Annotated in this window: 12 protein-coding genes and 1 tRNA gene; 5 read left to right on the top strand and 8 right to left on the bottom strand. The window is 63.1% G+C overall.

The window, feature by feature from the left end:
• Positions 1–67 precede the first annotated feature (67 nt).
• Positions 68–142 (bottom strand) — tRNA-Gln (locus tag ACI7M0_RS17150).
• A gap of 259 nt (positions 143–401) precedes the next feature.
• Between ACI7M0_RS17150 and ACI7M0_RS17155 the strand changes: the two genes are divergently transcribed.
• Positions 402–644 carry a hypothetical protein gene (locus ACI7M0_RS17155; protein ID WP_020193386.1) on the top strand — a complete coding sequence of 81 codons (243 nt, stop codon included), beginning with the start codon at positions 402–404 and terminating at the stop codon, positions 642–644.
• Between the two features lie 132 nt (positions 645–776).
• Positions 777–1,847, top strand: coding sequence for a cell division protein ZapE (gene zapE, locus ACI7M0_RS17160; RefSeq protein ID WP_129932134.1), 1,071 nt, complete (start codon positions 777–779; stop codon positions 1,845–1,847).
• Between the two features lie 263 nt (positions 1,848–2,110).
• Here zapE and ACI7M0_RS17165 read toward each other — a convergent pair whose 3' ends face one another.
• A complete protein-coding gene (locus tag ACI7M0_RS17165; RefSeq protein WP_129932133.1) occupies positions 2,111–4,000 on the bottom strand; it encodes a propionyl-CoA synthetase in 1,890 nt (629 codons plus the stop codon).
• A gap of 180 nt (positions 4,001–4,180) precedes the next feature.
• Between ACI7M0_RS17165 and ACI7M0_RS17170 the strand changes: the two genes are divergently transcribed.
• On the top strand, positions 4,181–5,047 hold the full coding sequence (locus ACI7M0_RS17170) for a LysR family transcriptional regulator (RefSeq protein WP_020191989.1): 867 nt from the start codon (positions 4,181–4,183) through the stop codon (positions 5,045–5,047).
• Here ACI7M0_RS17170 and ACI7M0_RS17175 read toward each other — a convergent pair.
• From ACI7M0_RS17175 to ACI7M0_RS17195, 5 genes are all read right to left on the bottom strand, one after another.
• Complete coding sequence (locus ACI7M0_RS17175; protein WP_129932132.1) at positions 5,021–6,175, bottom strand: HPP family protein; 1,155 nt, start codon at positions 6,173–6,175, stop codon at positions 5,021–5,023. The two genes, ACI7M0_RS17170 and ACI7M0_RS17175, sit on opposite strands and share 27 nt — an antisense overlap.
• Before the next feature lie 282 nt (positions 6,176–6,457).
• A complete protein-coding gene (locus tag ACI7M0_RS17180) occupies positions 6,458–7,777 on the bottom strand; it encodes a sensor histidine kinase (protein WP_129932131.1) in 1,320 nt (439 codons plus the stop codon).
• The gene (locus ACI7M0_RS17185; protein WP_010953307.1) at positions 7,774–8,442 is read right to left on the bottom strand and encodes a response regulator transcription factor; all 669 of its coding nucleotides are present in this window, start codon (positions 8,440–8,442) and stop codon (positions 7,774–7,776) included. The genes ACI7M0_RS17180 and ACI7M0_RS17185 overlap by 4 nt, the downstream gene beginning before the upstream one ends.
• The gene (locus ACI7M0_RS17190) at positions 8,443–8,757 is read right to left on the bottom strand and encodes a PepSY domain-containing protein (protein WP_003250344.1); all 315 of its coding nucleotides are present in this window, start codon (positions 8,755–8,757) and stop codon (positions 8,443–8,445) included.
• Positions 8,757–9,065 (bottom strand): PepSY domain-containing protein, encoded by a 309-nt coding sequence (locus ACI7M0_RS17195; RefSeq protein ID WP_010953306.1) that lies wholly within the window; start codon positions 9,063–9,065, stop codon positions 8,757–8,759. The genes ACI7M0_RS17190 and ACI7M0_RS17195 overlap by 1 nt, the downstream gene beginning before the upstream one ends.
• A gap of 238 nt (positions 9,066–9,303) precedes the next feature.
• Here ACI7M0_RS17195 and ACI7M0_RS17200 point away from each other — a divergent pair, with 238 nt between their 5' ends.
• Both ACI7M0_RS17200 and queD read left to right on the top strand, forming a co-directional pair.
• A complete protein-coding gene (locus tag ACI7M0_RS17200) occupies positions 9,304–10,383 on the top strand; it encodes a patatin-like phospholipase family protein (RefSeq protein WP_129932130.1) in 1,080 nt (359 codons plus the stop codon).
• A 53-nt stretch (positions 10,384–10,436) separates the two neighbouring features.
• Positions 10,437–10,793 (top strand): 6-carboxytetrahydropterin synthase QueD, encoded by a 357-nt coding sequence (queD, locus tag ACI7M0_RS17205; RefSeq protein ID WP_003250327.1) that lies wholly within the window; start codon positions 10,437–10,439, stop codon positions 10,791–10,793.
• Between the two features lie 10 nt (positions 10,794–10,803).
• On the opposite strand, the gene ACI7M0_RS17210 is transcribed toward queD, so the two are convergent.
• Positions 10,804–11,286 carry a DUF1289 domain-containing protein gene (locus ACI7M0_RS17210; RefSeq protein ID WP_003250325.1) on the bottom strand — a complete coding sequence of 161 codons (483 nt, stop codon included), beginning with the start codon at positions 11,284–11,286 and terminating at the stop codon, positions 10,804–10,806.
• Positions 11,287–11,358 lie beyond the last annotated feature (72 nt).

The following is an 11,358-nucleotide window of genomic DNA, read 5'->3' on the forward strand; positions in this document are numbered from 1 at the left end:
CAAAAACGCGAAAACCCAGTGCTCATCTTTCCTGGCACCGGGTTGAATACGTTTGAATCTTGAAAAATGGCAGGGGCGGCTGGATTCGAACCAACGCATGGCAGGATCAAAACCTGCTGCCTTACCGCTTGGCGACGCCCCTGTATCGGATGCAGCATTTGCTGCTCTGACAATTCCAACTGAGTGACAACTGGGTTGTTGTCTTGGAATGCGCGGCACTTTAACAACAAACTTTCGGTCTGTGAACCCCCCTGATAAAAAAAATTGCCAAAAAACAGCGAGTTAGTCATTTCGCTGCTGGTGCAGCGACCGTCCGTCGGTTTCCGCCCGCCTCGCTTCAACACAATCGCATTCCGCACTTCCAATCAGATAAGCCCATTGCATTGACCAAGGAGGACCCCATGCCTGTCTCTCACGACCTCTACCAGGACCTGCACTACCCGCGCGAAATCGTCCAGCAGCGCCGCCAGCAGGACAAGGCGCTGGATCGCCTGCTGGACGAGTACGTGGACATCGACAACCAGGTGCTGGCTGCCGAATCGATATCGGCCGGTAACTTCGTCGATGAAGACCTGCGCCACCTCAAGGAGCGTCGCCTGGCGGTGAAGTACATGATCGAGCGCCAGCTGGAGCGAAAGGCATAGTCCGTACAGGCACAAGAGACGGCCAGACCTATCGCAAGAAGTGATGATTGCCCGGCACTTTCTCTATTAGTCAAAATGGCCGCTCTCGGGCAAGCTGCAGGCTGCCCCGCCATCGCCCAAGGAGCGTTGCTTTTGTCTGCCTGGATCCCTACCCCGCTGCGCCAGCTTGGCCAACGCTTGCGCGGCACCGCCAATCAACAGAGCGAGCTGCTCGGCTGGTTCGAGGACAAGGCGCACAGCCGCGGATATCAGCTGAGTGACGGTCAGCGGCGGGTAATCCACTGCATGGCCGAACAACTGACGCAGCTTGAACAAGGTCAACCGCGCAGTCTGTACCTGTACGGCTCGGTCGGCCGGGGTAAAAGCTGGCTGCTCGATGGCTTTTTCCAGGCCGTGCCGATAGCCGCCAAGCTGCGCCTGCATTTTCATGATTTCTTTGCACGCCTGCACCAGGGCATGCACCGCCACCGGGCGCTGGACGACGCGCTGGGCGCAACGCTGGACGAGCTGGTGGGTGGTTGCCGGGTGCTGTGCTTCGACGAATTCCACGTGCATGACATAGGCGATGCCATGCTGCTCACCCGGCTGTTCAACGCCTTGTTCGCCCGTGGCGTGTACCTGCTGGTGACCTCTAACTACGCGCCCGAAGGGCTGCTGCCCAACCCGCTGTATCACGAACGTTTTCTGCCGGTCATTCGCCTGATCAACAGCTCGATGCACGTGCTCGAAGTCGGTGGCGACACGGATTTTCGCAGTTTGCCGGCCAACCGCGAGCATCAGCGTTTTACCCAGGGCCATTATGTCTGGCCGGGTGATGCGGCGCAGCGCCAGGCGCTGAATGTGCCGAGCGAACAACCGGTGATACTGGACGTGAACAAGCGCCCGCTGCGAGCGCTGGCCATCGATGGCCGGCGGGTGGTGCTTGGCTTTGACGATCTGTGCGAGAAGGCCACCGCGGTCATCGACTACCTGGTGCTGGCCAGGGAGTATGACGAGTGGGTGATCGATGGGCTGGATGACCTCTCGGCGTGTTCGCTGGCGGCTCAGCAGCGCTTCGTCAACCTGGTGGATGTGCTGTATGACCAGGATCGGCGGGTGATTGTCATAGGTAAACGTCCGCTGGAAGAGAGCCTGGGCGGCCCGCTGGCCGACCTGATGCGTACCCGCAGCCGGTTGGGGCAACTGCACCAGATTGCCCCCTGAGCCTGCAGTGCCTGAGACGGCCCTTTCGCGGGTGAACCCGCTCCTACACGGCGGCCTGTGCCCAACCACCGACCTGTGTCCACCCTCGATCAGCTGTAGGAGCGGGTTTACCCGCGAATACGGTGGCAGCAGCAACGGTGAACGGCGGGTGAAATTGGCCAGCAGGCCCGGCCCTTTCGCGGGTGAACCCGCTCCTACGCGACGGCCTCTGCCGAACCACCGACGCGCGTCCCGCCCGCGAAAGGGCCATCGAGGTCAAACCATCAACCCGCCCTGGGCAAATCCGCCAGCACCGTTTCGATCTCCCCCAGCACTGCCGGGTCATCCAGGGTCGAAGGCGGCACATAATCCTGCCCATCGGCAATCTTGCGCAGCACCGCCCGCAGAATCTTGCCGGAACGGGTCTTGGGCAGGCGCTTCACCAGCCGTACCCGGTTGAAACAGGCCAGGGGGCCAATTTCCTCGCGCACGCTGCCCACCAGCTCCACCAGCAACTGCGCCTCGGCAATGCCCTCGCCATCCTTGAGTACCACCAGCGCCAACGGTACCTGGCCCTTGATCTCGTCATGCACACCGATCACAGCACACTCCGCTACCGCCGGGTGGCGGGCGACCAGGTCTTCCATTTCACCGGTGGACAAACGATGACCGGAAACGTTGATCACATCATCGGTGCGCCCCATGATGTAGACGAAACCATCATCGTCCAGATAGCCGCCGTCACCCGTGTGGTAGTACCCCGGATACGTGCGCAGATAGGCCTGCAGGTAGCGCTCGTGATCCCCCCACAGCGTCTGACTGCAACCGGGTGGCAATGGCAGGGCAATCACGATCGAACCCTGATGGTTGGCCCCGAGCAAGTGGCCTTCGTCATCCAGTACGCGAACGTTGTAACCCGGCACCGCCCGGTTGCTCGACCCTGGCTTCGCCGCGCTGCCCTCCAGCCCGACGCAAGGCGCGGTGACCGGCCAGCCGGTCTCGGTCTGCCACCAGTGGTCGTGCACCGGCTTGCCACTCACCCGTTCCAGCCATTCATGGGTGCTGGAATCCAGCTTTTCCCCCGCCAGGAACAGTTGCCGCAGCGAGCTGAGGTCATGTTTGCGAATCAGGTCGCCCTCCGGGTCTTCCTTGCGGATGGCGCGCATGGCCGTAGGTGCACAGAACAGCGCATTGACCCGGTACTGCTCCACCACCCGCCAATAGGCCGAAGCATCCGGGGTGCGGATTGGCTTGCCTTCGTAGAACACGGTGGTACAGCCGCTCATCAACGGCCCGTAGACGATCAGTGAGTGGCCGACCACCCAACCGACGTCGGAAATGCCCCACCACACATCACCGGCCTGCATGCCATAGATATGGCGCATGGCGTAACACAGCGCCACGGCATTGCCGCCGTTTTCCCGGACGATACCCTTGGGCTTACCGGTGGTGCCTGAGGTATACATGATGTACAGCGGGTCGCCGGCATCCAGCTCGACGGGCGCCACCGGCTCGGCGTCGGCCAAGGCCGCCTGCCAGTCCAGGTCGCGGCCTGGCAGCAGTTCAGCGTGCGCCTGTGGCCGCTGCAGCACCAGCACATTGCGCGGCTGGTGCCGGGCCAGTTGCAGGGCACGGTCAACCAGCGGTTTGTATGCAATGACCCGGTCGAACTCCAGCCCGCACGATGCCGTCAGCAACAAGGTGGGCCGGGCGTCATCGATGCGCAGGGCCAACTCGTTGGCGGCAAAGCCACCGAACACGACCGAATGCACCGCGCCGATCCGCGCGCAGGCCAGCATCGCCATGGCCGCTTGCGGCACCATGGGCATGTAGATGATCACGCCATCGCCCTTGCTCACCCCCAGCTGGCGCAACAAACCAGCCAGGCGTGCCACCTCGTCGCGCAACTGGTTGTAGGTGTAGGTCTGCTGCACGCCGGTCACGGGCGAATCGTAGATCAGCGCCAACTGCTCACCCCGGCCCTGCTCGATCTGGTAATCGAGGGCCAGGTAACAGCTGTTGAGGCGGCCATCCGCGAACCAGCGGTGAGTACCGTCGGCGTTATCTTGCAGGGTCAGGGCAGGCTTGCGGTGCCAGGCCAGGAGTGCGGCCTGTTCCGCCCAGAAAGCGGCAGGGTCGGAAATGGAATGGGCGTAGCTGTGCTGATAGCTCATGTCGTTAGAAACCCGGTACTTGTTGTTATTGAAGGGCGAAACTTGAGTATGGACCGCTATACCCACGCCGCCATGGGACTAAAGTCACAACCGACCTGCAAATTTGCAGACAATGCAATTACGCCCCATAACGGTGCAAAGCCTCTAGAATAGGCCTCCCCTTCAACCACCGAGCAGCCCATGGACATCGAGCAGGCCCGTACCTTCCTGGAAATTGTGCGTTGCGGCAGCCTGGTCGCCGCGGCCGAACGCCTGTTCGTGTCACAAACCGCGATCACCGCGCGCGTGCAGCGCCTGGAACAGCAACTGGGTTGCCAGCTGTTCGTGCGTAGCCGCAGCGGCGCCAGCCTGACCAGCGATGGCGAAGCGTTCGTCAGTTATGCCAACCAGTTGGTGCAAACCTGGGAAGCCGCGCGCCGCGACCTGCCGTTGCCTGAAGGTTGCCAGCAGGTGCTGCATGTGGGCGGCGAGGTGAGCCTGGGCAACCCGATGATGCTCGACTGGGTAAGTGCCCTGCACCGTGAACTGCCCAGCCATGCCATCCGCAGCGAAGTCAGCGATGGAGAGTCGCTGCTGCGCAAGGTCGAGATGGGCTTGCTGGACGCCGCGCTGGTCTACCAGCCGACCTACGGTCCAGGCCTGCAGGTGGAGCAGTTGATGGAAGAGAAGCTGATTCGCGTGCGCCGGGTCGAGCGGCCCGAGCCGTACATCTACATCGACTGGGGCGAGGCCTTCCGCCGCCAGCATGATGCGGCCCTGCCCGACTGCGCGCGCCCGGCGCTAAGCTTCAACCTTGGCCCGTTGGCCCTGCAGTTCATACTCGACCAAGGTGGCAGTGGCTACTTCCGCACGCGGGTGGTGCAGGCCTATCTGGACAGCGGCGTGTTCGAGCGGGTACCGCAGGCACCGGAGTTCACCTACCCGACCTTCCTGGTGTACCCACGCAAACGCGACAGCGAAGCCCTGCAACAGGCCTTCGCGATCCTGCGCCGGCTGATAGCTGCCGGCGCCAGCGACTGGTCACAACGCTGGGACCCGGTTATCTGAAGCCTCGATCTTGCTGAGCAACTGACGTTTGAGGCCGGCGATCAGGTCGGTCTGGGTGATCACCCCCACCAGCTTGTCGCCATCAAGCACCGGCAAGCAGTGCAGGCCTTGTTCGCACAACAAGGGCAGCAGGCGTTCCAACGGGTGCTGGCTGCTGACACTGACAACCCGCCTGCTCATCACTTGTGCCATGCGCACCGCCTGGCGGCCGAACAAACCGCGCCAGCTGAAACGCCCACGCTGCATCGCCGGGCCAACCAGGTCGCTGAGGCTGACGATGCCCACAAGCTTGCCGTGCTGCAGGACAGGCAGGGTTTTCAGGTGATGGCTGGCGAGCATTTTCCAGGCCTGCTCCAGCGTGGTATCAGGCGTGACGAACTGCACATCGCGGGACATCACCGAGGCCGCGGTGATACCGCCAAGGCTGCGCTGCAGGGCGTGCTGCTCGGTGGCGCGGATGATGCGCTCCAGTTCGTCACGGGTGACATCGACAAACTCGCCCAGCTCTTCCAGGGCCTGGTCCAGGTCTTCACTGCGGATGCCGACCCGCTCGCCGGGCAGCGGGTCATGGGTGTGGTGCAGGTCTTTGCGTGGCACCGCGCCTTTCGGGTAGCGCACCCCCGTCAAACGGTTGTAGGCGATTGCCACTGTCACCAGGATCAACGCATTGAGCAGCACCGGCTCCAGCAGGTGATCGCCCAGGGCGGTCAACCCCGGGTCGGCCAGCACCGCGCTCACTGCCACACCGCCACCCGGCGGGTGCAGGCAGCGCAACAGGCACATGACCAGGATCGAGATGCCGAGCGCCGCAGCAGCCACCCACAGCTCGGGGCCGAAGCCTTCGCGCATGGCCAGCCCCACTGCACCCGCCAGGGCGTAGCTGCCCAACACCGGCCAAGGTTGGGCCAAGGGGCCGGAATGCACAGCAAACACCAGTACCGCCGAGGCAGCCAGCGGGCCGAGCAAGTGCAGGGCGATGCTGGGGCCATAGGCCATGCTGGTCAGCCAGCCCGCGAGGAACAGGCCAAGCAGCGCACCGATACCGGCACGCAACCATTCTTTTGGGGGGATGTTGAGAGGGGCCGGCAACAGCCGCTGCAGACGACTTTCGGAACGCGAGGCAGACATTTGGGCAATCGGGATCTTTGGTTTTTCTGTTTAAAAAGAAAGCCCAGCCGAGTTGGCCTGGGCCTCGTATTGCGCATGCAATACCACAAGGGGCTCCGTCCGTGGAGAGATGGAAACCGCAGAGTTTCGTGGGGGGATTTTGCCGGGAGGGGGGAATTTGGGCTAATTCAAAAAACTGCGGCTGTACTGCAATTTTTTTGCAGTACTGATAGGGCCAAAGGGTATTGCGTACACCTGTGGGAGCGGCCTTGTGTCGCGATGGGCCGCACAGCGGCCCCGGCATCAACGAGCCTTGCGCGGCAGGTCGATACTCACCCGCAACCCGCCCAGCGGGCTCTCCAGCAAGGCCAGTCGCCCACCCCATGCGTCGACGATATCGCGCACGATGCCCAACCCCAGCCCATGCCCAGCCACCTGCTCGTCCAGCCGTGAACCTCGCTCCAGCACCTGCTGCCGCTGGTCTTGCGCAATACCCGGGCCATCGTCATCGACCCACAGCCGGTAGCCCTCGGCGTTCGACGCGATACCCACGCGCACCTCGCTGTCAGCCCATTTGCAGGCGTTATCCAGCAGATTACCCAACAGTTCCAGCACGTCCTCGCGGTCCCATGGCAACAACAGCCCGGGTGACACGTCACTTGCCAGCAGCAGGCCCTCGCCATGAATCATGCCCAAGGTCCCGAGCAACCCCGGCAGTTCGGCATCACAATCGAACTGCGCGCCCGGCAGCGCATCCCCTGCCAGGCGCGCACGGTTCAGCTCGCGCGCCAGGCGTTCCTGAATCTGCTGCAACTGCTCGCGCATTTGCGCGCGCACCTCCGGCAGACCCTGCAGGCGTTCACTGGAAGCCAGGCTCAGCAGCACCGCCAGCGGCGTCTTCAGCGCATGGCCGAGGTTACCGAGGGCATTGCGTGAACGGCGCAGGCTGTCTTCGGTATGGCTAAGCAAGTGGTTGATCTGCCCCACCAGCGGTACCAACTCGCTGGGCACCTCGGCATCCAGCTGCGAGCGCTGCCCCTGCTGCAGCTGGGCGATCTGCTGGCGCGCCCGCTCCAGCGGCCGCAGCGAGCGGGTAACCGTGATGCGCTGCAGCACCAGAATCAGGATCAGCGCCACCAGGCCCATGCCCAGGCCGATCTGCTGCAAGCGTCGGAAACCTTCGCGCACCGGCGAATAGTCCTGAGCCACACTGATCGAAATGTCCTGGCCCAGGCGCCGGTAGTCGGCACGCAGGGCCAGCAGCTGCTGGCCTTCGGGGCCGAGTTCATGGCTATCGGAAAGCCCGGGCGCTGCGGGCTTGGGCATGTCCAGGTCCCACAGCGAACGAGACCTCCAGGTACCCTGGTCGAAATCGATGCGGAAGTAGTAACCGGAAAACGGCCGCTGATAGGCAGCCGAGATGCGCCGCTCATCCAGCTGTAGGCCCGAAGGCCCGCGCACCAATGCCACCAGAAGGTTCTCGCTTTCGTTGCGCAGGCCGTTTTCCAGATAACGTTGCAGGCCGGCCTCGAACAGCCACAAGGTCAGTTGCGCCAGCACCACGCCGACCACCACCAGTACCGCCACCAGGCCCAGGCTCAGGCGCGCCTGGATCGACTTCACTCGCCGCTCCCGGCATAGATGTAGCCTTGCCCGCGACGGGTTTCGATCACACTGCGGCCCAGCTTGCGGCGCAAATGGTTGACGTGGACCTCCAGCACGTTCGAGTCGCGCTCGGTTTCACCGTCGTAGAGGTGCTCGGCCAGGTGGCTTTTGGAAAGGATCTGCTGCGGGTGCAGCATGAAGTAGCGCAGCAGGCGGAACTCGGCGGCGGTCAGTTGCACATCCACCCCGTCGCGGCTCACGCACTGACGGCTTTCGTCAAGGTGCAGGCCGGCCGCTTCCAGCTTCGGCTGATTGGCCAGGCCCCGGGCGCGGCGCAGCAACGCCTGGATGCGCAGTTGCAGCTCTTCGGGGTGGAAGGGTTTGCTCAGGTAATCGTCAGCCCCGGCCTTCAGCCCTTCGATGCGCTCGGCCCAGGAGCCGCGGGCGGTGAGGATCAATACCGGTGTGGCCAGGCCAGCGGCACGCCACTGGGCCAGCACGTCCAGGCCGGGCAAGCCAGGCAGGCCGAGGTCCAGGATGATCAGGTCGTAAGGCTCGCTTTGCCCCTGGTAAACCGCGTCACGGCCATCAGCCAGCCAGTCCACGGCATAGCCCTGGCGCTGCAGGCCGGCGGTCAGTTCATCGGCCAACGGTACGTTGTCCTCGACAAGCAACAGGCGCATTCAGTCATCTTCCTCGTCTTTGAGCAGGGCGCCGGTGCTGGCATCGAGCTTGATCTCGCGCACCACACCTTCAGTCGTCAGCAACTCGACTTCATATTCGTAGCGATCATCGTCTTCTTCCAGCTCGGCTTCCAGCAGACGCGCCCCGGGGTGACGCCCCAGGGCGGTCTCGAGCAGCTGTTCGAGCGGCAGTATGATGCCCTTCTGACGGAGCTTCAGGGCTTCATCCTGGTCCAGGTCGCGGGCAACAGCCAGGGAGCAGACGGCAAGCAGCGAGAGCGCCAGGTAACGTGCCGTCCGGGATACATGGATCATCAGCTGTCTCGTTCGTCCTTGAGCACCTCACCGGTCTTGGCATCCATGTCGACGTCCCATTCGACGTTCTGCGTATCACGCAGCTCGACCTTGTAGATGTAGCGGCCGTACTCGTCTTCAAGTTCCGAGTCAGTGACGGTGGCGCCTGGGTGCTTGGCCACGGCAGCGGCCTTGAGCTCGTCCAGCGACTTGATGGTCTTGGCGTTGACCAGTTTGACCACTTCGTCAGGCTGAACGTCCTTGGCGAAGGCGGCATTGGCACCCAGGGCGAGGGCAGCGGCGGTGATCAGGGCAGTCATGGTTTTCATCGTTCTTCTCTCCTGAGAACTGTGCAAGTTGTCTACGGGGTTAAGATTAACCAGCGGTCCTTAATTCAACCTGAAAACAGCTGGCGGCATGATAGCGCAGTTACGCCGCCAACCCGACTCGGCCCAGTGCAAGGTGCGGCCTTGTGCTGCGAAAGGGCCAATACAGGCACCTACAGGTGTGTTATCTGTAATGGCCCCCTCGCAGCACAAGGCTGCTCCTATGCCCAAGAGACCCGCCATGAGCGCCATCCACATCAAATACCCCGCCCTCACCTTCAAGGCCGGCCAGCGTGCCTTGCGACACATCCGCGAGCGCGGCCTGCAGGCGGCCGATGTCGGGGTATTGCCGGGCGCGGCGGGTGGGCCGAAGCCGCTGGGCATCCAGGGCCTGGACCTGGCGCTGTTCGGCGAGTGGCTACCCTCGGCACCCCGTCAGCGTGCCCTGATCGGCGCATCGATCGGTGCCTGGCGCTTCGCCAGCGCCTGCCTCGACGACCCGGTCGCCGGCATCCGTCGCCTGGGCGAGCTATACACCGAGCAGGATTTCGCCAAGGGCGTCACCCCGGCCGAAATCAGCCGCAGCTGCCAACGCATACTCGATGACCTGCTGGAGGGCCGCGATGGCCAGCTGCTGGCCAACCCGCACTACCGCCTGAACATTCTGGTGGTGAAAAGCCATGGCCAGCTCGCTCACGACCATCGCGGCCGCCTGGGGCTGGGCCTGGGCTCGGTGGTTGCCAGTAACCTCCTGGGCCGTTCGCGCCTGGCCCGCCACTTCGAGCGCATCATTCTGCACGATGGGCGCGCCGCGCCTCCGCTCGACACGCTGACCGACTTCCCCTCACGCTACCTGCCGCTGGACTTGACCAACCTGCGCCACGCCCTGCTCGCTTCCGGGTCGATACCGATGGTCATGCAGGGCGTGAAAGACATCCCCGGTGCCGGCGCCGGCACCTACCGCGACGGCGGCCTGCTCGACTATCACCTCGACCTGCCCTATCGCGGCGACGACCTGGTGCTGTACCCGCACTTCACCGACAAGGTGGTACCCGGCTGGTTCGACAAGGCCCTGCCTTGGCGCAAGGGCGATGCCACCCGCCTGCAAAACGTGCTGCTGATGACGCCTTCGCCGCAATACCTGGCCGCCCTGCCCTACGGCAAGCTGCCCGACCGCAACGACTTCAAGCGCTTCATGGGCGATGCACCAGGGCGCAAGCGCTATTGGTACAAGGCCATTGCCGAAAGCCAGCGCCTGGGCGATGAACTTCTGGAACTGACCGCCACCGGGCGGCTGCATGAACGCCTGCAAGCCTTGTAGCGGCCATGCTGGTAGACTGCGCGCATTATTGATTCACACAGAGTTATGACAGCGTGGAAATTTTCAAAGAATTCACATTCGAATCGGCCCACCGCCTGCCCCACGTCCCTGAAGGGCACAAATGCGGCCGTTTGCATGGCCACTCGTTCAAGGTCGGCCTGCACCTGACCGGCCCGCTCGACCCGCACACAGGCTGGATCCGCGACTTCGCCGAGGTCAAGGCGATCTTCAAGCCGATCTATGATCAGCTGGACCACAACTACCTGAACGACATCCCCGGTCTGGAAAACCCCACCAGCGAAGTGATCGCCAAGTGGATCTGGGACCAGGTCAAGCCGCTTATGCCGGAGCTGTCCAAGGTTCGCATCCACGAAACCTGCACCAGCGGTTGCGAATACACCGGCGACTGATTCGCCCGGCTCACTGGCCCTGCGCGCTGCCCATGGCATCGCGCAGGAAGCTGGGGGCGATGTAGCGCTGGTAGTGCGCCTCTGAAAGCAGGAAGAACTCGCGATCGATCGCATCGCGCAATTGGGGCAGTTCCCAGTCACGGAACTCCGGCAGCAACACCATGCCATAGGCCTCCAGGTCACGGATCATCCGCGCCCCGCGGGCAATCAGCTGGTAAGCCCAGCAATACACCGACTGCTGCTCGACAAAGCGGATGGAGCGCTGCTCCAGTTGCTGGCGCAGCAGGCCTTTGTCGAACACCTCAAGCTTGGCCATCATCACCTGCACCAGCAGCTGCTCAAGGCGCAACCACACGGCGCGCTTCTGCGTGTCGTCGTAGCCGTTCCAGTTGATCACTTCGTGGTGAAAACGCTTGCAGCCACGGCACACCGTGTCTCCGTACACCGTGGAGCACAGGCCGACGCAAGGGGTTTTGATGGACTTGTTGGACATGAAAAACAACAGCTTGGCGATGGAACACAGGCCCATGTTAGCCCTTTGTCTAACCAGGGTCACTCGTTAAAG

It is taken from the genome of Pseudomonas sp. 10(2024), from assembly GCF_045164175.1.
GTDB classification, from domain to species: domain Bacteria; phylum Pseudomonadota; class Gammaproteobacteria; order Pseudomonadales; family Pseudomonadaceae; genus Aquipseudomonas; species Aquipseudomonas alloputida.